Annotated in this window: 22 protein-coding genes; 20 read left to right on the top strand and 2 right to left on the bottom strand. The window is 59.6% G+C overall.

What is annotated here, in order from left to right; all coding sequences use genetic code 11:
- Positions 1-4: 4 nt before the first annotated feature.
- The gene (gene kdpE / locus Q9R34_RS00820; RefSeq protein ID WP_434123848.1) at positions 5-679 is read right to left on the bottom strand and encodes a two-component system response regulator KdpE; all 675 of its coding nucleotides are present in this window, start codon (positions 677-679) and stop codon (positions 5-7) included.
- Positions 680-913: 234 nt separating this feature from the next.
- Between kdpE and Q9R34_RS00815 the strand changes: the two genes are divergently transcribed.
- The 11 genes from Q9R34_RS00815 (at position 914) to nei (ending at position 10,120) form a co-directional block, all read left to right on the top strand.
- Positions 914-1,114 carry a YbfA family protein gene (locus Q9R34_RS00815; RefSeq protein WP_485892030.1) on the top strand — a complete coding sequence of 67 codons (201 nt, stop codon included), beginning with the start codon at positions 914-916 and terminating at the stop codon, positions 1,112-1,114.
- 160 nt (positions 1,115-1,274) lie between these two features.
- Entirely contained in the window at positions 1,275-2,231 is a 957-nt protein-coding gene (locus Q9R34_RS00810) for a YbgA family protein (protein WP_485892029.1), read from the top strand.
- Position 2,232: 1 nt separating this feature from the next.
- Complete coding sequence (gene phrB / locus Q9R34_RS00805; RefSeq protein WP_485892028.1) at positions 2,233-3,660, top strand: deoxyribodipyrimidine photo-lyase; 1,428 nt, start codon at positions 2,233-2,235, stop codon at positions 3,658-3,660.
- A 17-nt stretch (positions 3,661-3,677) separates the two neighbouring features.
- A complete protein-coding gene (locus tag Q9R34_RS00800; protein WP_485892027.1) occupies positions 3,678-4,421 on the top strand; it encodes a type 2 GTP cyclohydrolase I in 744 nt (247 codons plus the stop codon).
- A gap of 135 nt (positions 4,422-4,556) precedes the next feature.
- Positions 4,557-5,213 (top strand): 5-oxoprolinase subunit PxpB, encoded by a 657-nt coding sequence (pxpB, locus tag Q9R34_RS00795; RefSeq protein ID WP_485892026.1) that lies wholly within the window; start codon positions 4,557-4,559, stop codon positions 5,211-5,213.
- The gene (gene pxpC, locus Q9R34_RS00790) at positions 5,207-6,139 is read left to right on the top strand and encodes a 5-oxoprolinase subunit PxpC (protein ID WP_434123841.1); all 933 of its coding nucleotides are present in this window, start codon (positions 5,207-5,209) and stop codon (positions 6,137-6,139) included. Before pxpB ends, pxpC begins: the two co-directional genes overlap by 7 nt.
- Positions 6,129-6,866, top strand: coding sequence for a 5-oxoprolinase subunit PxpA (gene pxpA / locus Q9R34_RS00785; protein WP_485892025.1), 738 nt, complete (start codon positions 6,129-6,131; stop codon positions 6,864-6,866). The genes pxpC and pxpA overlap by 11 nt, the downstream gene beginning before the upstream one ends.
- A gap of 55 nt (positions 6,867-6,921) precedes the next feature.
- Positions 6,922-7,650, top strand: a complete 729-nt coding sequence (locus Q9R34_RS00780) for a DUF969 domain-containing protein (RefSeq protein WP_286872429.1) — start codon at positions 6,922-6,924, stop codon at positions 7,648-7,650.
- Positions 7,650-8,666: a DUF979 domain-containing protein gene (locus Q9R34_RS00775; RefSeq protein ID WP_485892024.1), complete on the top strand. Its 1,017-nt coding sequence runs from the start codon at positions 7,650-7,652 to the stop codon at positions 8,664-8,666. The genes Q9R34_RS00780 and Q9R34_RS00775 overlap by 1 nt, the downstream gene beginning before the upstream one ends.
- Before the next feature lie 7 nt (positions 8,667-8,673).
- Positions 8,674-9,321, top strand: a complete 648-nt coding sequence (gene pcp, locus Q9R34_RS00770; RefSeq protein ID WP_485892023.1) for a pyroglutamyl-peptidase I — start codon at positions 8,674-8,676, stop codon at positions 9,319-9,321.
- Between the two features lie 10 nt (positions 9,322-9,331).
- Positions 9,332-10,120 (top strand): endonuclease VIII, encoded by a 789-nt coding sequence (nei, locus tag Q9R34_RS00765; protein WP_485892022.1) that lies wholly within the window; start codon positions 9,332-9,334, stop codon positions 10,118-10,120.
- Between the two features lie 290 nt (positions 10,121-10,410).
- Here the strand turns inward: nei and Q9R34_RS00760 are convergent, their stop codons facing one another.
- Positions 10,411-11,694, bottom strand: coding sequence for a citrate synthase (locus Q9R34_RS00760; RefSeq protein ID WP_434123834.1), 1,284 nt, complete (start codon positions 11,692-11,694; stop codon positions 10,411-10,413).
- Between the two features lie 633 nt (positions 11,695-12,327).
- On the opposite strand from Q9R34_RS00760, the gene sdhC reads away from it, so the two are divergent.
- The 9 genes from sdhC to cydA all read left to right on the top strand — a co-directional run bounded on the left by sdhC (position 12,328) and on the right by cydA (position 24,109).
- Positions 12,328-12,717: a succinate dehydrogenase cytochrome b556 subunit gene (sdhC, locus tag Q9R34_RS00755; RefSeq protein ID WP_033751718.1), complete on the top strand. Its 390-nt coding sequence runs from the start codon at positions 12,328-12,330 to the stop codon at positions 12,715-12,717.
- Entirely contained in the window at positions 12,711-13,058 is a 348-nt protein-coding gene (gene sdhD / locus Q9R34_RS00750; RefSeq protein ID WP_434123833.1) for a succinate dehydrogenase membrane anchor subunit, read from the top strand. Before sdhC ends, sdhD begins: the two co-directional genes overlap by 7 nt.
- Complete coding sequence (sdhA, locus tag Q9R34_RS00745) at positions 13,059-14,825, top strand: succinate dehydrogenase flavoprotein subunit (RefSeq protein WP_434123832.1); 1,767 nt, start codon at positions 13,059-13,061, stop codon at positions 14,823-14,825.
- 14 nt (positions 14,826-14,839) lie between these two features.
- On the top strand, positions 14,840-15,556 hold the full coding sequence (locus Q9R34_RS00740) for a succinate dehydrogenase iron-sulfur subunit (RefSeq protein WP_033788969.1): 717 nt from the start codon (positions 14,840-14,842) through the stop codon (positions 15,554-15,556).
- 203 nt (positions 15,557-15,759) lie between these two features.
- Complete coding sequence (sucA, locus tag Q9R34_RS00735) at positions 15,760-18,567, top strand: 2-oxoglutarate dehydrogenase E1 component (RefSeq protein WP_485892021.1); 2,808 nt, start codon at positions 15,760-15,762, stop codon at positions 18,565-18,567.
- A gap of 16 nt (positions 18,568-18,583) precedes the next feature.
- A complete protein-coding gene (gene odhB, locus Q9R34_RS00730) occupies positions 18,584-19,804 on the top strand; it encodes a 2-oxoglutarate dehydrogenase complex dihydrolipoyllysine-residue succinyltransferase (protein ID WP_434123830.1) in 1,221 nt (406 codons plus the stop codon).
- 73 nt (positions 19,805-19,877) lie between these two features.
- Positions 19,878-21,044 (top strand): ADP-forming succinate--CoA ligase subunit beta, encoded by a 1,167-nt coding sequence (sucC, locus tag Q9R34_RS00725; protein WP_033788974.1) that lies wholly within the window; start codon positions 19,878-19,880, stop codon positions 21,042-21,044.
- Positions 21,044-21,919 carry a succinate--CoA ligase subunit alpha gene (sucD, locus tag Q9R34_RS00720; RefSeq protein WP_485892020.1) on the top strand — a complete coding sequence of 292 codons (876 nt, stop codon included), beginning with the start codon at positions 21,044-21,046 and terminating at the stop codon, positions 21,917-21,919. The genes sucC and sucD overlap by 1 nt, the downstream gene beginning before the upstream one ends.
- Before the next feature lie 618 nt (positions 21,920-22,537).
- A complete protein-coding gene (gene cydA / locus Q9R34_RS00715) occupies positions 22,538-24,109 on the top strand; it encodes a cytochrome ubiquinol oxidase subunit I (protein WP_485892019.1) in 1,572 nt (523 codons plus the stop codon).
- The last annotated feature ends 6 nt before the right edge of the window (positions 24,110-24,115 follow it).

The raw sequence follows: 24,115 nt of genomic DNA, 5'->3' as shown, positions 1-24,115 counted from the left end.
TTTTTTATGGCATAAAGCGGTAGCCGATGCCGGTTTCGGTCAGCAGATGTTTCGGCTGCGCCGGATCCGCCTCCAGCTTCTGGCGCAAATGCGCCATATAGATGCGCAGATAGTGGCTGTGCTCCACCGCGTTCGGCCCCCACACCTGGCTCAACAGCTGGCGCTGCGTCAGTACCTTCCCGATATTGCTCAGCAGCACGCCCAGCAGGCGGAACTCAATCGGCGTCAGATGCACCTCGCTATCGGCGCGCACCACACGGCGCGCGGCGAGATCGACGCAAACATCGGCGAAACGGATTACCGGCTCCGGCTGCTGGCCGGGATGACGGCGCAGCGCCACGCGCACGCGCGCCAGCAGCTCGCCGATGCCGAAAGGCTTGGTCAGATAGTCGTCTGCGCCGACGTCGAGCGCGTCGATCTTATCCTGCTCATCTACGCGCGCCGACAACACAATCACCGGCACGGCGCTCCACTGGCGCAGCTCGCGGATAAAGTCGCGTCCGTCGCCGTCCGGCAGGCCCAAATCGAGGATCACCAGGTCAGGCTTGCGCGTCGCTGCCTCAATTAGCCCGCGCTGTAGCGTGTCGGCATCGAACACCTTCAGCGTCTCGCCTTCCAGCGCAAGGCGCACAAAGCGCCGGATCTCTTTTTCATCTTCAACGATTAATACGGTGGCCACGCAGCGGTGCTCCATGCCTGAAAACCTGGCGCTACTGTAGCAGCAAAATATCCGGCTGCGAATTGATCACATGGCGATCAAGCCTTTAACCATTATGTAACTTACTTTCACTATTATCTGAAGAGGTGTCTTAAACGCAGAAAAATAGTGGTCGGATGAGTAGTAAAATTACACAGGGAAGCGTAATATCTGAACAAGATCACATTTTAATCACAGCTTTAAAGGAGGCCAGCGATGTATCCAACCTATCCCATGTATAAAATCCTGTTGCGCCGCGCGTGGGTTATCCTGCTTGGCGTCGTGGCGCTGCCGGTGATGCTGTTTCGCCAGGACAGGGCGCGTTTCTACAGCTATCTCCATCGCATGTGGTGCAAAACCAGCACCAAGCCAGTCTGGCTGGCGCAGAGCGAAGCCGCAGGCGGCGTCTTCTGGTAATCCTGCTGCATCACAGAACAGAGCCCGATTTCCCCATCGGGCTTTGTTGTTTCTGAATCCCCGTCACAGAGTAAAGCCTCTCCAGCCCTGACTTGAGCTGTTATTCACTCAATTTTCAGCTACACTTAAACCTCTACAAGATTTCGGAGGTTGTACAACTATGAGCGTAAAAATTCCGCTGGGTATCAGTGCCTGCCTGCTGGGAGAGCAAGTCCGCTTCGACGGCGGTCATAAACGTCTGGCATTTGCCGTCAACGAGCTTGCGCCCTTTGTATGCTTTGAACCGATCTGCCCCGAAATGGCGATAGGCCTGCCGACGCCGCGTCCGGCGCTGCGGCTGGTAAAGCAGGACGATGAAGAGATCCATCTCTGCTTCAGCAAAGAGGGTGGTGAAGAGTTGACCCAGCAGATGAACGACTGGTCAGCGCAACGGGTTAAGTCACTGCATCACCTGTGCGGCTACATCCTGTGCGCCAAATCGCCCAGCTGCGGTATGGAGCGCGTGCGCGTCTATGAACCCGATACCAACAACAACCGTAAAGCGGGCATGGGACTGTTCGCCGAAAAGCTTAAGGCGGAGCTGCCCTGGCTGCCAATCGAAGAGGACGGTCGGCTGCACGATCCGGCGCTGCGTGAAAACTTCGTTGGACGCATCTGCGCGCTGCACGAATTTAACCAGATGTGGCAGCGCGGGCTGACGCGCGCGCAGCTTATTGCCTTTCACAGTCGCTACAAGCTGCTGATGCTGGCGCATTCGCAGGAGAAGTATCGCGAGCTCGGCCCGTTTGTCGCCTCGATGAGCCAGTGGGATTCGCTGGACGCTTTCGCCTTTGAATACCGCAATCGCATGATGGAGCTGCTGTCGCATCCCGCGTCGCGTCGCAACCACACCAACGTGCTGATGCATGCGCAGGGCTATTTCCGCCGTCAGCTAAGCTCCCCGCAGCGTCAGGAGCTGGCGGAGCTGATCGACCGCTACCGCTGCGGCGTGCAGCCGCTGCTGGCGCCGATTACCATGCTTAAGCACTATATGTCGCAGTATCCGCATCCCTGGCTGACGCAACAGCGCTACTTCGATCCTTACCCGGAGGCGCTGCGACTGCGCTACGGTCAGTAAGATGCGCACCCATTTAGTCTGGCTGCGTAACGACTTACGCGTGAACGACAATCTGGCGCTGAGCGCCGCCTGCCGCGATGGCGACGCAAAGGTGATCGCGCTGTTTATTGCTACGCCGCAGCAGTGGCATCAGCACGATATGGCGCCGAAACAGGCGGCTTTTATCTATGACAGCCTGCTCGAACTGCAGCAGGCGCTGGCCGATCGCGGCATTGCGCTGTTTACCCAGGCGTGCGACGACTTCGCCGCATCGCTGGATCTGCTGAGCACTTTCTGCAAGAAGCATCACGTTGATGCGCTGTTTTACAACTACCAGTATGAACTCAACGAGCGCAGGCGCGACGCCGAGGCGGAAAAGCGTCTCGATAAAGCGGGTGTGGTCTGCCAGGGCTTTGACGACAGCCTGCTGCTGCCGCCAGGCAGCGTTCAGACTGGCGACGGCAAGATGTACAAAGTCTACACCCCCTTTAGCAAAGCCTTTGTGCGGCGGCTGCAGCAGGCGTTGCCGGAGTGCGTCGCCGCGCCGAAACCGCGCGGCAACGGTGCGATCAAGGCGGGGGCCGCGCCGGCGCGCTTCGACTATCCCATGGAAGAGTACGACCGCGAACGCTTCCCGCCGGGCGAGCGCGCGGCGCTGGCGCGGCTGCGCCATTTCGCCAGCCAGCCGATTGTTGACTACAGCACGGCGCGCGATACGCCCGCGGTAGACGGCACCAGTCGGCTCTCGGTCTATCTCACCACCGGCGTACTGTCGCCACGCCAGTGCCTGCACCGCGTGCTGAAAGAACATCCACACGCGCTGGAGGAGAGTCAGCTCTTCACCTGGGTCAACGAGTTAATCTGGCGCGAGTTTTATCGTCATCTGATGGTGGCCTTTCCCGCCCTTTGCCGTCATCAGCCTTTTGTCGAATGGACACGCCACGTTGACTGGCAGCGCAACGAGGCCCACTTCACCGCGTGGAAAGCGGGCAAAACCGGCTATCCTATTGTGTATGCGGCAATGCGACAGATGAACGCGCTGGGCTGGATGCATAACCGCCTGCGCATGATCAGCGCCAGTTTTCTGGTGAAGGATCTGCTGATTGACTGGCACGAAGGAGAGCGCTACTTCATGCAAAAGCTGATCGACGGCGATCTGGCGGCCAATAACGGTGGCTGGCAGTGGGCGGCGTCGACCGGCACCGATCCGGTGCCGTACTTTCGCATCTTTAACCCGACCACCCAGGGTGAGCGCTTCGACCGCGACGGCGCCTTTATTCGTCAATGGCTGCCAGAATTGAAAGAGGTGCCGGACAGCGATATCCATCAGCCCCAGCGCTGGGCGGAGAAAAACCACAAGAAACTCGATTATCCGGCGCCAATCGTGGAACATAAGCAGGCCCGTAAAAAGACATTAGACGCCTTTGTGCGCGCGAAAAACGCAGCCTGAGGCGGCATGGAGCCGTTATGAATCACTATGAACTGGAAAAGATCGTCAATCAGCAGCTCAACAGCAGCGCCTTCAGCGACTACGCGCCGAACGGTCTGCAGGTTGAGGGACGACCCGAGGTGAAAACCCTGATCACCGGCGTGACCGCCTGCCAGGCGCTGGTGGATGAAGCCGTGGCGCGCAACGCCGATGCGATTCTGGTGCATCACGGCTATTTCTGGAAAAGCGAGCCGGCGGTTATCAAAGGCATGAAGCGCAACCGCCTGCGTGTGCTGCTGGCGAATGATATTAATCTCTACGGCTGGCATCTGCCGCTGGACGCCCATGCGACGCTGGGCAATAACGCCCAGCTGGCGAAGCTGCTCGATATCGAGGTGAAAGGCGAGGTGCAACCGCTGGTCTTCTGGGGCGAGCTGGCTACCCCGCTGAGCGGCGAGGCGCTTGCGCAGCGCATTGAAGAAAAACTCGGTCGCACGCCGCTGCACTGCGGCGACAACGCGCCAGCAGAGATCCGTCGCGTTGCCTGGTGCAGCGGCGGCGGCCAGGGGTTTATCGACAGCGCGGCCGCCTTCGGCGTCGATGCCTATATCACCGGCGAAGTCTCCGAGCAGACGATTCACAGCGCCCGCGAGCAGGGACTTCACTTCTTCGCCGCTGGTCATCACGCTACCGAACGCGGCGGCATCAAAGCGCTGGGCGAGTGGCTGGCCAGCGAGCATGGTCTGGATGTCACCTTTATCGATATTCCCAATCCCGCCTGATTTTCTCCTCCACTGCGCCCGCTTTCGGGCGCAAATCTGTTGACACCGTTCTGACACTTTCGCATAACTATTCGCTTTCTTCTGATAATGGTCAGCCGCCACGCGCGTCGCGCGGCGGAAAAGTGGAGGTGGGATTTGCAACGAGCGCGATGTTATCTGCTTGGCGAACAGGCGGTGGTGCTGGAGCTTGAACCACCGGTATCGCTGCAAAGCCAGCAGCGCATTTGGGGATTCACGCAGCGCCTGCAACAGTATGAGCAGGTGGCGGAAGTGATTCCCGGCATGAACAATATCACGCTGCTGCTGCGCGACCCGCAGCAGAACGCGCTGGATGCCATCGAACATCTGCAGCGCTGGTGGGAAGAGAGCGAAGAGCTGGAGATCGCGTCCCGTCTGGTCGAGATCCCGGTTGTTTACGGCAAGGCTGCCGGACCGGATCTTCAGGTGGTGGCCGATCACGCGGCAATGACGCCGAAACAGGTGGTCGAGCTGCACAGCAGCACTGACTACATGGTCTATTTTATCGGCTTCCAGCCGGGATTCCCCTACCTTGGAGGCCTGGACAGCCGACTGCATACGCCACGCCGCGCGGAGCCGCGCGTCAGCGTGCCTGCCGGTTCCGTCGGCATCGGTGGTAGCCAGACCGGCGTCTATCCGCTTGCCAGTCCTGGCGGCTGGCAGCTGCTCGGGCAGACGCCCGTCGCGCTGTTTAATCCGCGTCAGCAGCCGCCGACGCTACTGCGTCCCGGCGACAGCGTGCGCTTTGTGCCGCAAAAGGAGGGCATATGTTGAGGATCCTGCGCGCCGGACTGGCGACCACGCTTCAGGACAGCGGCCGCACCGGCTGGCGACAGTCCGGCATCAGCGTCGGTGGGGTACTCGATCTGCCCGCCATGCGCACCGCTAATTTACTGGTCGGCAACGATCCAGACAGCGCGGTGCTGGAAATCGTACTGGGCCAGTTCAAGGCTGAGTTTATGCGCGACGGCTGGTTCGCCCTGACCGGCGCCGCCTGCAATGCCGAGCTGGATGATAAACCGGTCTGGACCGGCTGGCGTCTGCCGGTGAAAAAAGGGCAGGTGCTGACGCTCTCTATGCCGCTGCACGGCATGCGCAGCTATCTGGCAATTCACGGCGGCTATGAGGTCGAACCGATACTCGGCTCTCTCAGCACCGATCTGAAAGCGGGCTTTGGCGGCTGGGAAGGACGCAAGCTGGAAGATGGTGACCGTTTGCCGCTCGGCAGGCCGACGCTGCACTTTACGCGCAAAGCGGGCGTCCGCCAGCTGCTGTGGGGCAACCGCATCCGCGCGCTGCCGGGGCCGGAATATCACGAGTTCAGCCGCGAGGCGCAGCAGGCCTTCTGGCGCACGCCCTGGATGCTGAGTCCGCAGAGCAACCGCATGGGCTACCGTTTGCAGGGACCCGAGCTAGAGCGCGAAACCGCGCGCGAGCTGCTGTCGCACGGGCTGGTGCCTGGCGTGGTGCAGGTGCCGCCGAACGGGCAGCCGATCGTGCTGATGGCTGACGCGCAAACCACCGGCGGCTATCCGCGCATCGCCTGCGTGATCGACGCCGATCTCTATCAGCTGGCGCAGATCCGTCTGGGCGAGCCGATTCACTTTCTCCAGTGTTCGCTGCCGGTCGCAATGCAGGCCCGCATGCATCAGCGGCGCGCGCTGGAACATATGGCATGGGGGCTTGCTAATGAAAATTGATTTGAACGCCGATCTCGGCGAAGGCGGCGACAGCGATTGCGCGCTGCTGCAGCTGGTGAGCTCGGCCAATATCGCCTGCGGCTTCCACGCTGGCGACGCGCAGACCATGCTGCAGTCGGTACGCTGGGCGAAAGCATTCGGCGTGGCGATCGGCGCGCATCCCAGCTTCCCGGATCGCGAGAACTTTGGCCGCACCGCCATGCAGCTGCCGCCGGAAACGGTCTACGCGCAGATGATCTATCAGATCGGCGCGCTGAAAAGCCTGGCGGAGAGCGAAGGCGAGCGGCTGGCGCACGTGAAGCCGCACGGCATGCTCTATAACCAGGCCGCCGTCGACGCGACGCTGGCGGACGCCATCGCGCGCGCGGTCAAGGCGATCGACGCGGATCTGATCCTGGTCGGGCTGGCGGGCAGTGAATCAATACGCGCCGCCGCGCGCCACGGGCTGCGCACGCGCGAAGAGGTCTTTGCCGATCGCGGCTATCTCAGCAGCGGCGCGCTGGTGCCGCGCAGTCAGCCGGGCGCGATGATTGAAGAAGAGGCGCGTGCTATCCAGCAGACGCTGACCATGGTCAAAGAGGGAAGGGTAGAGAGCGTCAGCGGCGAATGGGTCGCGGTGAACGCGCAGACCGTTTGCCTGCACGGCGACGGCGCGCACGCGCTGCTGTTTGCAGAGCGCCTGCGCGATCTCTTCGCCGCCGAGCAGATCGCCGTCACCAGCGCCTGAATTTTCATTTTTTTGCCCGGCCTCGCAGCCGGGCTTTTTCAACATAAGGGTAAACATGGATAACGTGATAAACCTCTGGCCGCTTCTGGGCATTGCGGCAATCGTCGTCGGCTTTTTGCTGCGCTTCAACCCGGTGCTGGTGGTGATTGTCGCCGGCTTCGTCACCGGCTTTGCCGCGCTGATGCCGCTGGGCGATATTCTGGAAAAACTGGGCGCGGGCTTTCTCAATACGCGCAACCTGCCGCTGATCCTGCTGCTGCCGCTGGCAGTTATCGGCCTGCTGGAGCGGCACGGCCTGAAAGAGCGTGCGCAGGCCTGGATCGCGCAGATCAAAACCGCCACCGCCGGACGCCTGCTGATCGTCTATCTCTTCGTGCGTGAGGTGACGGCGGCGCTCGGCCTGACCAGCCTCGGCGGTCATCCGCAGATGGTGCGTCCGCTGCTGGCCCCGATGGCGGAAGGCGCGACCGAAAACCGCTATGGCGAGGTGTCGCCGGAGGTGCGGCATCGACTGCGTGCCATGTCGGCGGCGACGGATAACGTCGGGCTCTTCTTCGGCGAAGATATTTTTGTCGCCTTCGGCGCCATTATCTTTATGCACAACTTTATGCTGGAGTCGGCCAATATTCAGACCGAGCCGCTGCATATCGCCGTCTGGGGCATCCCCACCGCCGTGGCGGCCTTTCTTATCCACTCGGCGCGCCTGGTGCGGCTCGATCGTCGGCTGGCGCGCGAGCTGCAGGCGCTGAACGGCGATGCGTTGAAAGCGAAAGGAGGCCGCTAATGTTTCAGCAACAGTATCTGATGTGGCTGGCCGGCCTGATTCTGCTGGTCGTCGCCGTGCTCTCCTGGCGCGACAGCCATAACCCGCGCCGCTTCACCACCGGCCTGTTCTGGGCGCTCTACGGCCTGATTTTTCTGGTCGGCGACTGGACCACGCAGCTGATGAGCGCGCTATTCGGCACCACGGAGCTGGGCACGCGCTATCTGCACATCGGCGTCGGCGTGCTGGTGGTGGCGATGGCGCTGATCGCCGGGTGTGGCGGCGTGCGCCTCGGACGCTACCATCAGCGCAGCGACGAGGAGAAGCAGGTCAGCGCTCGCCGCCTCGGCAACCGGCTTTTCCTGCCCGCGCTGGCGATTCCGGTGGTGACGGTCATTGGCGTGCTCGCCTTTAACCATATTCCCGGCCTGCAGGAAGCGGTATTCGGCGCGGGCAACCACGCGACGCTGGTGACGCTCTTCTCCATGATGATCGGCTGTCTGCTTGGCTGGCTGATTGCGCTGAAAATGACGCACGAGAAGCCAGTGCAGTCGATGCAGGAGACGCGTCGACTGCTGGATGCCATCGGCTGGGCCTTTATCCTGCCGCAAATTCTCGCTACCCTGGGCCTGCTGTTCACCAGCGGCGGCGTTGGCAGCGCCATTTCCCATCTCACTGAGAACTATCTGGCGGTCGATAACCGCTTTGTCGCCGTCACGGTCTACGCCGTCGGCATGGCGCTGCTGACCATGGTGATGGGCAACGCCTTCGCCGCGTTCCCGATTATTACCGCTGGCGTCGGCATTCCGATTCTGGTGCTGCAGCATCATGGCGATCCCGCCGTGATGGCGGCGATCGGCATGTTCTCAGGCTACTGCGGCACGCTGATGACGCCGATGGCGGCCAACTTCAATATCGTGCCCGCCGCGCTGCTGGAGCTGCCGGATCGCAACGCGGTGATCAAGGCTCAGGTGCCGACCGGTGTGCTACTGTTAATCGTTAACGTGTTTCTGCTCTATTTCCTGATGTTCCGGTGAGGTCAGTATGAAAACGGTATTAGTAACGGCGTTCGAGCCTTTTGGCGGTGAAACGATCAACCCCTCATGGGAGGCGGTGCGCGCGCTCGAAGGCAAGACAATCGGCGGCGCGCGCATCGTGGCGCGTCAGCTGCCGGTGGTCTTTAGCGACGTGCTTGGCGTGCTCTATGCCGCCATGGATGAAGTCGAGCCTGATTTGATTCTCTCGGTCGGCCAGGCGGGCGGGCGCAGCGATATCACCATTGAGCGCATCGGCATTAACGTCGACGACGCGCGTATTGCCGATAACGCGGGGCAGCAGCCAGTGGACGAGCCGATTGTGGCGGACGGTCCGGCGGGCTATTTCTCCACGCTGCCGATTAAGGCGATTGTCGCCGCGGTGCGCGCGGCCGGGATCCCCGCGTCGGTATCGCAAACCGCTGGCACCTTTACCTGCAATCGCGTGATGTACGGTCTGCTGCACCGGCTCCATAGCCAGGGCAACCGCGTGCGCGGCGGCTTTGTGCATATTCCCTATCTGCCGGAGCAGGCGGCACAGCACCCTGGCGCGCCGAGCATGGCGCGCGATCACGTGATGCAGGCGCTGGAAATCGCCGTTCGCGTTTCGCTGGAGACGGAAACGGACCTGAAAGTCGGCGGCGGCGCCACGCACTAAGAGGACGATTATGCCAGAAGGACCGGAGATCCGCCGCGTGGCGGATCAGCTTGAAGAAGCGATAGTCGGCAAGCCGTTGACGGACGTCTGGTTTGCCTTTCCCGAGCTTAAAACCTGCGAGCCCGCGCTGCTGGGCGAGCAGGTCAACGCCATCGAGACGCGCGGCAAAGCGCTGCTGACGCACTTCTCCAACGGCCTGACGCTCTACAGCCATAATCAGCTGTACGGCGTCTGGCGCGTCGTGGAGAGCGGCACGGTGCCGGAAACCAAACGTCAGCTGCGCGTGCGGCTGGCGGTCGCCGATCGCGCCATTTTGCTTTACAGCGCTTCCGATATCGAACTGCTGAACGCCGACTCGCTGGCGGCGCATCCGTTTTTAAATCGCGTGGGTCCCGACGTGCTCGACGCGCAGCTTGACGTGGCGACGGTGCGCGAGCGGCTGCTGTCGCCGCGTTTTCGCCGTCGTCAGTTCAGCGGGCTGCTGCTCAATCAGGCGTTTCTGGCCGGGCTGGGCAACTATCTGCGCGTGGAGATCCTCTGGCAGGCGGGCCTGCTGGCGCAGCATCGCGCGCAGGATTTAACGGATGAGCAGCTTGACCTGCTCAGCGAGGCGCTGCTGGCGATACCGCGTCACTCCTACCGGATGCGCGGCACGATGAAGAAGTACCATCACGGCGCGGCGTTTCGCTTTGAGGTGTTTCATCGGCAGGGCAAGAAGTGCCGCCGCTGCGGCGAGATTATTCAGAAGGGGACGCTGTCGTCGCGGCCGTTTTACTGGTGTCCGGGCTGCCAGCACTAAAAGGGCACGGTCTATTGCTACCCGCGACCGGCATCTGTCTTTCAGACGATGGGTTTCAGCATCTAAAAAAGCGGAGATTTCTCTCCGCTCATAGTCTGATATATCGAGCCGACGCGGGTAACATAGCCCGATCGCAAAGTCGCTTTACGCATCCCTGCTCGCTCGGCGCGCGCCATCCCTGGCGCGCGACGCTTTGCTCTTCGGGCCATGTTACCCGCTCTTCAGGCTTCTGTGCGGCCTGAAACCGGCGCTGTAGGCTAACGTGCGGTCTGAAGCAGAGTCCGCTGCGGTTATTTTTTCAGCGCAGAGGTAAACTCACGCTCGGTATAGCCGGTATAGAGCTGACGCGGACGCGCAATTTTCATGCCTTCGTCATGCATCTCTTTCCAGTGGGCGATCCAGCCGACGGTACGCGCCATGGCGAAGATTACGGTAAACATCGAAGACGGAATACCCATCGCTTTCAGAATAATGCCGGAGTAGAAATCGACGTTCGGGTAGAGTTTACGCTCGATAAAGTAGGGGTCGTTCAGCGCAATATGCTCCAGCTCCATCGCCACTTCCAGCAGGTCATCCTTCATGCCCAGCTCGTTCAGCACTTCGTGACAGGTCTCGCGCATCACGGTGGCGCGCGGGTCGTAGTTTTTGTACACGCGGTGACCAAAGCCCATCAGGCGGAAAGAGTCATTTTTATCTTTCGCGCGGCGCACAAATTCAGGAATATGCTCAACGGTGCTGATCTCTTCCAGCATACGCAGAGTGGCTTCGTTTGCGCCACCGTGCGCCGGTCCCCACAGCGAGGCGATGCCCGCAGCGATACAGGCGAAGGGGTTAGCGCCGGACGAGCCTGCGGTGCGCACGGTAGAGGTAGAGGCGTTCTGCTCATGGTCGGCGTGCAGGATCAGAATACGGTCCATCGCGCGTTCCAGCACCGGGTTCACCTTGTACTCTTCGCAAGGGGTGGCGAACATCATGTGCAGGAAGTTGCCAGCGTAGGAGAGATCGTTGCGCGGATAAACAAAAGGCTGACCAATAGAATATTTGTAACACATCGCCGCCATGGTCGGCATCTTCGACAGCAGACGGAACGCGGCGATTTCACGGTGACGCTCGTTATTCACATCCAGCGAATCGTGGTAGAAAGCGGCCAGCGCGCCGGTCACGCCGCACATCACCGCCATGGGGTGGGAGTCGCGACGGAAGCCGTGGAACAGACGGGTAATCTGCTCATGGATCATGGTATGACGGGTCACGGTCTCGCGGAACGCTTCAAACTGCTTCTGCGTGGGCGCTTCGCCGTACAGCAGGATATAGCACACTTCCAGATAGTTAGAGTGGGTCGCCAACTGATCGATAGGGAAGCCGCGATGCAGCAGAATGCCTTCATCGCCGTCGATAAAGGTGATTTTGGATTCGCAGGACGCTGTAGAGGTGAAACCCGGGTCAAAGGTGAACAGGCCGCTGGAGCCCAGGGCGCGGACATCAACCACATCCTGCCCAAGTGTGCCTTGCAGCACGTCCAGCTCAAGAGCCGTGTCATCTTGTAGGGTTAGCGTCACTTTTTTATCTGTCATTTTCGTCTCCATAGCGCCTTATGTAAGTATGGATCTTAGACACCTGAAAAGCGGTCATGTTGCGGTCGCCATTAACTTCACAATAACACTCTGCGGTAACAACGCGGGTGCAGGGTACAGAGTGAGAGGCGTTTCCCGGCAGGGAACGTGGCAGTCATGAAATTCTGCATATCGCGGTTGTTAAAGATCCGGTCTGGGCATAACTTTCTGGTAATCAACAACCTGTTGTTTTAGGGTGCTCATAACCAGAATGTTACATAACTTGTGCTTAGGGGAAAGTGTATCCCCATAACTTTTGTGCATCACTGGGGTTTGATGCCCTAGTTTGTAACTGAATTGTTGAACTTTTGTCAAATCAGATAATTAAATTTGTATTAAATGTGAAATTCGTGAGTCGGATCACTGTTTCACGCAAATGTACCCAAAGAGATTGTAGGGTAATTGTAATAAGAATGTGATCGTCCTATACTGCCGCCAGGTCTCCGGAACCCCCCTGACACCAGGAGCCACCCAGCGTTTCTACCGCGTCAATTAACACTGGATGTTGCTGATTTGGTGACGGTTAAAGTCTGAACACACCTGTGATTCGACTCCGCCTCAGGGACCGGAGGAAGCAAAATAAAAAAGAGCTGTGTGGGCAAAACCGTGAAAAAACAAAGACCTGTCAACTTGGATCTCTCGACGATCCGGTTTCCCGTTACTGCAATATCGTCCATTCTCCACCGCGTTTCCGGCGTCATCACCTTTGTGGCTCTCGGTATCCTGCTCTGGTTGCTGGGCACTTCTCTCTCTTCCCCGGAAGGTTTCCAGCACGCTGCCGCCATTATGGATAGCTTCTTCGTGAAGTTTATTCTCTGGGGCATCCTGACCGCGCTGGCATTCCACACGGTGGGCGGGATTCGTCATATGTTGATGGACTTTGGTTACCTCGCTGAGACGCTGGCTATCGGCCGCCAATCCGCCTGGGTCACCTTCGGCATTACTGTCGTGCTTTCAATCCTGGCAGGAGTTCTCGTATGGTAAACAATGCATCCGCGTTGGGCCGTAGCGGCATTCAGGACTGGCTGCTGCTGCGCGCTTCGGCAATCCTCATTACGCTCTATATCCTCTACATCGTGGGCTTTATCGCCCTGACCGACACGCTGACCTATGATGTCTGGCGCGGCTTCTTCGCCTCGTCGTTCACCAAAGTGTTCACCCTGCTGACGCTGTTCTCCATTCTAATTCACGGCTGGATTGGCATGTGGCAGGTGCTGACCGACTACATAAAAGGTCTGGCGCTTCGTCTGATCCTGCAGCTGGTGATTGTGGTCGCGCTGTTGTCGTATGCAATTTATGGAACTGTTGTGGTGTGGGGTGTGTAAATGAATTTGCCAGTCAGAGAATTTGATGCCGTGGTGATCGGCGCAGGCGGCGCAGGAATGCGCGCCGCACTGCAAATCTCCCAGTCGGGCCAGAGCTGCGCCTTGCTATCGAAAGTCTTCCCGACCCGTTCCCACACTGTGTCTGCGCAGGGCGGCATTACCGTCGCGCTCGGCAACACCCACGAAGATAACTGGGAATGGCATATGTACGACACCGTCAAAGGTTCCGACTACATCGGCGACCAGGACGCGATCGAATATATGTGTAAAACCGGCCCGGAAGCGATTCTGGAGCTGGAACATATGGGTCTGCCGTTCTCCCGTCTGGAGGATGGCCGCGTATATCAGCGTCCGTTCGGCGGCCAGTCGAAAAATTTCGGCGGCGAGCAGGCGGCACGCACCGCGGCGGCGGCGGACCGTACCGGTCACGCGCTGCTGCATACGCTCTATCAGCAGAACCTGAAAAATAAAACCACCATCTTCTCCGAATGGTACGCGCTCGACCTGGTGAAAAATCAGGACGGCGCCATCGTCGGCTGTACGGCGATCTGCATCGAAACCGGCGAAACCGTCTACTTCAAGGCCAAAGCGACCATTCTGGCGACCGGCGGTGCTGGCCGTATCTATCAGTCGACCACCAACGCCCACATCAATACCGGCGACGGCGTCGGCATGGCGCTGCGCGCAGGCGTGCCGGTGCAGGATATGGAAATGTGGCAGTTCCACCCAACCGGCATTGCCGGCGCAGGCGTGCTGGTGACCGAAGGCTGCCGCGGTGAAGGCGGCTATCTGCTGAACAAACACGGCGAGCGCTTCATGGAGCGCTACGCGCCAAACGCGAAAGATCTGGCGGGCCGCGACGTGGTGGCGCGCTCCATGATGATCGAAATCCGCGAAGGCCGCGGCTGCGACGGCCCGTGGGGCCCGCACATCAAGCTGAAGCTCGATCACCTGGGCGCCGAGGTGCTGGAGTCGCGTCTGCCGGGCATTCTCGAGCTGTCGCGCACCTTCGCGCACGCCGATCCGATCAAAGAGCCGATCCCAGTGATCCCGACCTGCCACTATATGATGGGCGGCATTCCGACCAAAGTGACCGGTCAGGCGCTGCGCGTCAACGCGCAGGGCGAAGATGAAGTGATTCCCGGCCTGTTCGCCGTCGGCGAAATCGCCTGCGTTTCGGTGCACGGCGCCAACCGTCTCGGCGGCAACTCGCTGCTGGACCTGGTGGTATTCGGCCGCGCGGCCGGCGTGCATCTGATGGAGTGCATCGAACAGCAGGGCCCGCTGCGCGACGCCACGCTGGATGAAATCGACGCCGCCATGGCGCGCTTCAACCGCTGGGAAAACAACACGACCGGCGAAGATCCGGTAGAAATCCGCAAAGCGCTGCAGCGCTGCATGCAGAACAACTTCTCAGTATTCCGCGAAGGCGATGCGATGAAGCAGGGCCTGGAAGAGCTGAAGCAGATTCGCGAGCGTCTGAAATCAGCCCGTCTGGATGACCGTTCACCGGACTTCAATACCCAGCGTATTGAGTGCCTGGAGCTGGATAACCTGATGGAAACGGCTTACGCCACGGCGGTTGCGGCGAACTTCCGCACCGAAAGCCGCGGCGCGCACAGTCGATTCGACTTCCCGGATCGCGATGATGAAAACTGGTTGTGCCACAGTCTCTACGTCCCCGAAACCGAGAGCATGACGCGCCGCGAGGTGAACATGCAGCCGAAACTGCGCGCGGCCTTCCCGCCGAAAGTGCGTACCTACTAATAGCGGAGACGATCATGAAACTTGAGTTTTCAATTTATCGCTACAATCCTGAAGTCGACGCCGCGCCGCGCATGCAGGATTACACGCTGGAATCGGAAGATGGCCGCGACATGATGCTGCTGGACGCGCTCATCCGGCTGAAAGAGAAAGATCCGACGCTGGCGTTTCGTCGCTCCTGCCGTGAAGGCGTGTGCGGCTCCGACGGCCTCAATATGAACGGCAAAAACGGCCTGGCGTGCATCACGCCGGTGTCGGCGCTGGGCAACGGCACGAAGAAGATCGTTATTCGTCCGCTGCCGGGCCTGCCGGTGGTTCGCGACCTGGTCGTGGATATGGGGCAATTCTACGCGCAGTATGAGAAGATTAAGCCTTACCTGTTGAATAACGGGGAGAATCCGCCAGCACGTGAACATCTGCAGTCGCCTGCCGAGCGTGAGCATCTGGATGGGTTGTATGAGTGCATTCTCTGCGCCTGCTGCTCAACCTCCTGTCCGTCGTTCTGGTGGAATCCCGACAAATTTGTCGGTCCTGCGGGCCTGCTGGCCGCGTATCGCTTCCTGATCGACAGCCGCGACACCGAAACGGAAGCGCGTCTGGACAATCTGAACGACGCTTTCAGCGTTTTCCGCTGTCACAGCATCATGAACTGTGTGAGCGTCTGTCCGAAAGGACTGAACCCGACGCGCGCCATCGGCCATATCAAGTCGATGCTGCTGCAGCGGGGCGCATAAAACAGTATCCGTCCGGGAACCTCAGGTTCCCGGCGTTTTACGGAAGCCTTGCTAAGCGCGGCGACGCCACGCTTAGCAAGGTTCCCTTACGGGCAGGGCGCGTGTGAGCGCACAGGCTCGTATCGCTGAACTCACTACGGCAAACCGCGAAAGCGGCAACAAATGAAACCTCAAAAAAGCATAGTAATGCTTAAGGGATCACAATGCAGAACAGCGCGATGAAGCCCTGGCTGGACTCCTCCTGGCTGGCCGGCGCGAACCAGTCTTACATAGAGCAACTCTATGAGGATTTCCTGACCGATCCGGACTCTGTCGATGCAGTGTGGCGCACGATGTTCCAACAGCTGCCGGGCACCGGCGTGAAGCCTGAACAGTTTCACTCCACCACGCGCGAATACTTTCGTCGCCTGGCGAAAGATGCATCTCGTTACACCTCCACCGTCTCCGACCCGGCCGCTAACTCAAAACAGGTTAAAGTCCTGCAGCTGATTAACGCCTTCCGTTTTCGCGGCCATCAGCATGCAAATCTCGACCCGCTTGGCCTGTGGAAGCAGGATCGCGTCGCGGACCTCGATCCCGCCTTTCACGATCTGACCGACGCCGATTTTCAGGAAAGCTTTAACGTCGGCTCTTTCGCCATCGGCAAAGAGACCATGAAGCTGGCCGACCTCTTCGATGCGCTGCAGCAGACCTATTGCGGCTCTATCGGCGCAGAGTACATGCACATCAACAACACCGAAGAGAAGCGCTGGATCCAGCAGCGTCTGGAATCGGCGGCGGGTCGTGCAGCCTTCACCAGCGAAGAGAAAAAAGGTTTCCTGAAAGAGCTGACTGCGGCAGAAGGGCTGGAAAAATACCTGGGCGCGAAATTCCCGGGCGCGAAACGCTTCTCGCTGGAGGGCGGCGACGCGCTGATCCCGATGCTGCGCGAAATGATCCGTCACGCGGGCAAGAGCGGCACGCGCGAAGTGGTGCTGGGTATGGCGCACCGCGGTCGCCTTAACGTGCTGATCAACGTGCTGGGCAAAAAGCCGCAGGATCTCTTCGACGAATTCTCCGGCAAGCATAAAGATCACCTCGGCACTGGCGACGTGAAATACCATATGGGCTTCTCGTCTGACATCGAGACTGAAGGCGGCCTGGTGCACCTGGCGCTGGCGTTCAACCCGTCCCATCTGGAAATCGTCAGCCCGGTCGTCATGGGCTCGGTGCGCGCGCGTCTCGATCGTCTCGATTCGCCGGGCAGCAACCAGGTGCTGCCGATCACTATTCACGGCGACGCTGCGGTGATTGGCCAGGGCGTGGTGCAGGAAACCCTGAACATGTCTCAGGCGCGCGGCTACGAAGTCGGCGGCACCGTCCGTATCGTGATCAACAACCAGGTAGGCTTTACCACCTCTAACCCGCGCGACGCCCGTTCAACGCCGTACTGTACCGATATCGGTAAAATGGTGCTGGCGCCAATCTTCCACGTCAACGCGGACGACCCGGAAGCGGTGGCCTTTGTCACGCGTCTGGCGCTCGACTATCGCAACACCTTCAAGCGCGACGTCTTTATCGACCTGGTTTGCTACCGTCGTCACGGCCATAACGAAGCCGACGAGCCGAGCGCGACCCAGCCGCTGATGTATCAAAAGATCAAAAAGCACCCGACGCCGCGTAAGCTCTATGCCGATCGCCTGGCAGCGGAAGGCTCTGCCAGCACGGAAGATGCGACCGAGATGGTCAATCTCTATCGCGACGCGCTGGACGCGGGCGAATGCGTGGTCGCCGAATGGCGCCCGATGAGCCTGCACTCCTTTACCTGGTCGCCTTACCTCAACCATGAGTGGGATGAGAGCTACCCGGCCACCGTCGAACCGAAACGTCTGCAGGAGCTGGCGCGCCGCATCAGCCAAATCCCTGACGCCGTTGAGGTGCAGGCGCGCGTGGCGAAAATCTACAACGACCGTAAAGAGATGGCCGAAGGCAACAAGCCCTTCGACTGGGGCGGCGCCGAGAATCTGGCCTACGCCACGCTGGTGGATGAGGGTATTCCGGTGCGTCTCTCCGGTGAAGACTCCGGCCGCGGCACCTTCTTCCACCGCCATGCGGTGATCCACAACCAGGCTAACGGCTCGACCTACACGCCGCTGCACCATATCCATAATGGACAGGGTCAGTTTAAGGTGTGGGACTCCGTGCTGTCGGAAGAGGCGGTGCTGGCATTCGAATATGGCTACGCCACTGCAGAGCCGCGTACCCTGACCATCTGGGAAGCGCAGTTTGGCGACTTCGCCAACGGCGCACAGGTGGTGATCGACCAGTTCATCAGCTCCGGTGAGCAGAAGTGGGGACGCATGTGCGGCCTGGTGATGCTGCTGCCGCACGGCTATGAAGGCCAGGGCCCGGAACACTCCTCCGCGCGTCTGGAGCGTTATCTGCAGCTCTGCGCTGAGCAGAACATGCAGGTGTGCGTGCCCTCCACGCCGGCGCAGGTTTACCACATGCTGCGTCGTCAGGCGCTGCGCGGTATGCGCCGTCCGCTGGTGGTTATGTCGCCGAAGTCGCTGCTGCGTCATCCGCTGGCGATCTCGTCGCTGGACGAGCTGGCCAACGGCAGCTTTCAGCCCGCTATCGGTGAAATCGACGCGCTCGATCCGCAGCAGGTGAAACGCGTGGTGCTCTGCTCCGGCAAGGTCTACTACGATCTGCTTGAGCAGCGCCGCAAAAACGAGCAGACCGATGTCGCCATCGTGCGCATTGAGCAGCTCTATCCGTTCCCGCATAAAGCGGTGCAGGAAGCGTTGAAAGATTATGCCCATGTGCAGGATTTTGTCTGGTGTCAGGAAGAGCCGCTGAATCAGGGCGCATGGTATTGTAGCCAGCATCACTTCCGCGAAGTGGTTCCGTTTGGCGCGTCGCTGCGCTATGCGGGCCGTCCGGCCTCCGCTTCGCCGGCCGTGGGCTATATGTCCGTACATCAACAACAGCAGCAAGACCTGGTTAATGACGCGCTGAACCTTGGTTAATTTAAAAGGAAAGATAATGAGTAGCGTAGATATTCTCGTTCCCGACCTGCCTGAATCCGTTGCCGATGCCACCGTGGCAACCTGGCACAAAAAACCAGGCGATGCGGTAAGCCGCGACGAAGTGCTGGTAGAGATCGAAACAGACAAAGTGGTACTGGAAGTGCCGGCCCAGGCTGACGGCGTGCTGGAAGCCGTGCTGGAAGAGGAGGGCGCGACCGTCACGTCGCGTCAGATTCTGGGGCGCCTGAAAGAGGGCAACAGCGCTGGCAAAGAGACCAGCGCCAAAGCCGAAGCCAACGAGTCCACGCCAGCGCAGCGCCAGACCGCGTCGCTGGAAGAAGAGAGCAACGATACGCTGAGCCCGGCCATCCGTCGCCTGATCGCCGAACACGATCTCGACGCGACGCAGATTAAAGGCAGCGGCGTCGGCGGTCGTATTACGCGTGAAGATGTGGAAAAGCATCTGGCGAACAAACCTGCCGCGGCGAAAGCTGCGCCAGCCGCCGCTGAAGCTGCGCCGCAGCCAGCCGTCGCCAACCGCAGCGAAAAACGCGTGCCGATGACCCGTCTGCGCAAGCGCGTGGCCGAGCGTCTGCTGGAGGCGAAGAACAGCACCGCCATGCTGACCACCTTCAACGAAGTGAACATGAAGCCGATCATGGATCTGCGTAAGCAGTACGGCGACGCCTTCGAGAAGCGTCACGGCGTGCGTCTGGGCTTTATGTCCTTCTACCTCAAGGCTGTGGTGGAAGCGCTGAAGCGTTTCCCGGAAGTGAACGCCTCAATCGACGGCGAAGATGTGGTGTATCACAACTACTTCGACGTCAGCATCGCCGTCTCCACGCCGCGCGGCCTGGTGACCCCGGTGCTGAAAGACGTCGACGCGCTGAGCATGGCGGACATCGAGAAGAAAATCAAAGAGCTGGCGGTGAAAGGCCGTGACGGCAAGCTGACGGTCGACGAGCTGACCGGCGGTAACTTCACCATCACTAACGGCGGCGTTTTTGGCTCGCTGATGTCGACGCCGATCATCAACCCGCCCCAGAGTGCCATCCTGGGCATGCACGCCATCAAAGATCGTCCAATGGCGGTCAATGGTCAGGTCGTGGTGCTGCCGATGATGTACCTGGCGCTCTCCTACGATCACCGCTTGATCGATGGCCGTGAATCGGTCAGCTATCTGGTGGCGATAAAAGAGCTGCTGGAAGATCCGGCACGTCTGCTGCTGGACGTCTGATTTTTGCCGGGCGCGCCGACCAAACGCGCGCCCAACCTTATTACTCTTTTCAGACCTGAATGGATAGAACATCATGAACTTACACGAATACCAGGCGAAACAGCTGTTTGCACGGTATGGTATGCCGGCACCCACCGGCTACGCCTGCACTACGCCACGTGAAGCGGAAGAAGCGGCCTCTAAAATTGGTTCTGGCCCGTGGGTAGTGAAATGTCAGGTTCATGCCGGCGGACGCGGTAAAGCTGGCGGCGTGAAAGTGGTTAACAGCAAAGAAGAGATTCGCGCTTTCGCTGAGCACTGGCTGGGCAAACGCCTGGTGACTTATCAAACTGACGCCGACGGCCAGCCGGTTAACCAGATCCTGGTTGAAGCGGCGACCGATATCGATCAGGAGCTCTATCTGGGCGCGGTAGTTGACCGTGCGACCCGTCGCGTGGTCTTTATGGCCTCGACAGAAGGCGGCGTGGAGATTGAGAAAGTGGCGGAAGAGACCCCGCACCTGATCCACAAAATGGCGCTCGATCCGCTGACGGGTCCGCAGCCTTATCAGGGCCGCGAGCTGGCGTTTAAACTCGGCCTGACCGGCAAGCAGGTCAGCCAGTTCACAAAAATCTTTATGGGCCTGGCGACGCTGTTCCTCGAGCGCGACCTGGCGCTGGTTGAGATCAACCCGCTGGTGATCACTAAGCAGGGCGATCTGGTCTGCCTCGACGGCAAGCTGGGCGTGGACGGCAACGCGCTGTTCCGCCAGCCGGAGCTGCGCGAAATGCGCGATCCGAGCCAGGAAGATCCGCGCGAAGCGCACGCCACGCAGTGGGAACTGAACTACGTGGCGCTGGAAGGCAATATCGGCTGTATGGTCAACGGCGCAGGTCTGGCGATGGGCACCATGGACATCGTTAAGCACCACGGCGGCCAGCCGGCTAACTTCCTGGACGTGGGCGGCGGCGCGACCAAAGAGCGCGTGACCGAAGCCTTTAAAATCATCCTTTCCGACGACGCGGTCAAAGCGGTATTCGTTAACATCTTCGGCGGCATCGTGCGCTGCGACCTGATTGCCGACGGCATCATCGGCGCGGTGGCGGAAGTCGGCGTCAACGTGCCGGTTGTGGTGCGTCTGGAAGGAAACAACGCTGAGCTGGGCGCACAGAAACTGGCGGACAGCGGACTGAATATCATTGCAGCAACCAGCCTGACAGACGCGGCACAGCGCGTTGTTGCGGCTGCGGAGGGGAAATAATGTCTATTCTGATCGACAAAAACACTAAAGTGATTTGCCAGGGTTTTACTGGCGGTCAGGGTACGTTCCACTCTGAGCAGGCGCTGGCTTACGGCACGCAGCTGGTTGGCGGCGTGACGCCGGGCAAAGGCGGCACCACCCATCTCGGTCTGCCGGTGTTCAACACCGTGCGCGAAGCGGTAGAAGCCACCGGCGCGACGGCGACCGTGATTTACGTTCCGGCACCGTTCTGTAAAGACGGTATCCTGGAAGCGATCGAAGCGGGCATCAAGCTGATCATCACCATCACCGAAGGCATCCCGACGCTGGATATGCTGACGATTAAGGTGAAGCTGGACGAAGCGGGCGTGCGCATGATCGGGCCAAATTGCCCGGGCGTTATCACCCCAGGCGAATGCAAAATCGGCATCATGCCGGGCCACATTCACCAGCCGGGCCGCGTCGGCATCGTATCGCGCTCTGGTACCCTGACCTATGAAGCGGTGAAGCAGACCACGGACATCGGCTACGGCCAGTCGACCTGCGTCGGCATCGGCGGCGACCCGATCCCGGGCTCTAACTTCATCGACATCCTGAAAATGTTCCAGGATGACCCGCAGACAGAAGCGATCGTCATGATCGGTGAGATCGGCGGCAGCGCGGAAGAAGAGGCGGCGGCGTTCATTAAAGAGCACGTCACCAAACCGGTTGTTGGCTATATCGCGGGCGTGACCGCGCCGAAAGGCAAGCGTATGGGCCATGCGGGCGCCATCATCGCTGGCGGCAAAGGCACGGCGGACGAGAAGTTCGCGGCGCTGGAAGCGGCCAGTGTGAAAACCGTGCGCAGCCTTGCGGACATCGGCGACGCGGTAAAAGCGGTGCTGCCGGCTAACTAAGCGCGCACGCATCAGCTATCAGGCCACCCTTCGGGGTGGCTTTTTTTTGCCTGTAGGAGAGAGTAGGGCGCTGAAAAGGCGAAATCAGGCACCGGCAGCGAGACGCGTAACGGGCGAGAAGCAGTAGATGCTTTTTACGACGGAAAGTTAAAAATTAAAATCAAAGGTAATGCTTTTCTAAATTACGCTATTTCTCAGTGACAACTAATTAACAATCTTCCCAAGGCTACATATCTGGAAATTAAAAGCGTTAATCCAGATCAATAATCCTCGATATTTAACAAACTTTACCGCTGTCAAAGCGTAAGCCAACCGGTTTTAATTGCGCTGCATCAATTCAGTCGTTTCCAATAACATCCAGGAGATTGCGCCAGGCCGCGCTATATCAACGCCGACGGTTTTTCTCTCTCGCCTGCCTGAAATCAACTGAATGGTGCTTTTCGGGGAAGTTTCACCACTGTTACTCGCTCACGTCGGGCCGCGGAGGCATCTGATCCGTCGGTAACAAAAAGCTGGAATTAATAATCGGTCGTTCCTGAATCTTATTCTCTGCGTTAATACCCGTTGTTCGCCGTTGTTATTCGCAGAGTAAGGTCATGCGAGGAGCAAGGAGTCATTATGCTAGATATCGTCGAGCTGTCGCGTTTACAGTTTGCCTTAACGGCGATGTACCATTTCCTGTTCGTCCCGCTTACGCTCGGTATGGCGTTTTTGCTGGCGATCATGGAAACGGTTTACGTCCTGAGCGGTAAACAGATCTATAAAGATATGACCAAATTCTGGGGCAAGTTATTCGGCATTAACTTTGCGCTGGGCGTGGCCACCGGTCTGACCATGGAGTTTCAGTTCGGCACCAACTGGTCTTATTACTCTCACTACGTCGGCGACATCTTCGGTGCGCCGCTCGCCATCGAAGGGCTGATGGCGTTCTTCCTGGAATCCACCTTCGTCGGGCTCTTTTTCTTCGGGTGGGATCGCCTGAGCAAAACGCAGCATCTGGCGGTCACCTGGCTGGTGGCGCTGGGTTCTAACCTGTCGGCGCTCTGGATCCTGGTGGCGAACGGCTGGATGCAGAATCCTATCGCCTCCGCGTTCAACTACGAAACCATGCGAATGGAGATGCTGAGCTTCTCCGAACTGGTGCTCAATCCGGTGGCGCAGGTGAAATTCGTGCATACCGTCGCGGCGGGCTACACCACCGGCGCCATGTTTATTCTCGGCATCAGCGCCTGGTATCTGCTTAAGGGACGCGACGTCGCCTTTGCGAAACGTTCGTTCGCCATCGCCGCCAGCTTCGGCATGGCAGCGGTGCTGTCGGTTATCGTGCTGGGCGACGAATCGGGCTACGAAATGGGCGACGTGCAGAAAACCAAGCTCGCCGCTATTGAAGCCGAATGGGATACCCAGCCCGCGCCGGCGGCCTTCACGCTGTTCGGCCTGCCGGATCAGGAGAAGCAGGAAAACGCCGCGGCGGTGCAGATCCCTGGCCTGCTTGGCCTGATTGCCACGCGATCTGTCGATACGCCGGTCACCGGCCTTAAAGATCTGATGGCGCAGCACGAGGTGCGCATCCGCAACGGCATGAAAGCCTACGCGCTGCTGAATCAGCTACGCAGCGGCAGCGAAGATCCTGCGGTGCGCGAAGCCTTCGACCAGAGCAAACAGGATCTGGGCTACGGCCTGCTGCTGAAACGCTATACCCCGAACGTGGCGGATGCCACTGAGGCGCAAATCAGGCAGGCGGTGAAAGACTCTATTCCGCGCGTGGCGCCGCTCTATTTCGCCTTCCGCATTATGGTGCTGGCGGGCGTGCTGCTGCTGGGCATTATCACCTTCTCGTTCTGGAGCGTGATCCGCAACCGCGTCGGCAAGCATCGCTGGCTGCTGAAGGCGGCGCTCTACGGCATACCGCTGCCGTGGATTGCAGTCGAGGCGGGCTGGTTCGTCGCCGAATATGGCCGTCAGCCGTGGGCGATCGGCGAAGTGCTGCCGACCTCGGTGGCCAACTCGTCTCTTACCGTAGGCGATCTGCTCTTTTCCATGCTGCTGATCTGCGGTCTTTATACGCTGTTCCTCGTGGCGGAGATGTATCTGATGTTTAAATTCGCGCGCCTCGGGCCGAGCAGCCTGAAAACCGGACGCTATCACCATGAGCAGGTCGTAGCGGCGGCTGAGCCGGTACGCGGTTAAGGAGAG

Origin of the sequence: Enterobacter sp. BRE11 (assembly GCF_031844285.1) — a bacterium.
Lineage (GTDB): Bacteria > Pseudomonadota > Gammaproteobacteria > Enterobacterales > Enterobacteriaceae > Pantoea.
This window is presented reverse-complemented; position numbering and strand designations above follow the sequence as displayed.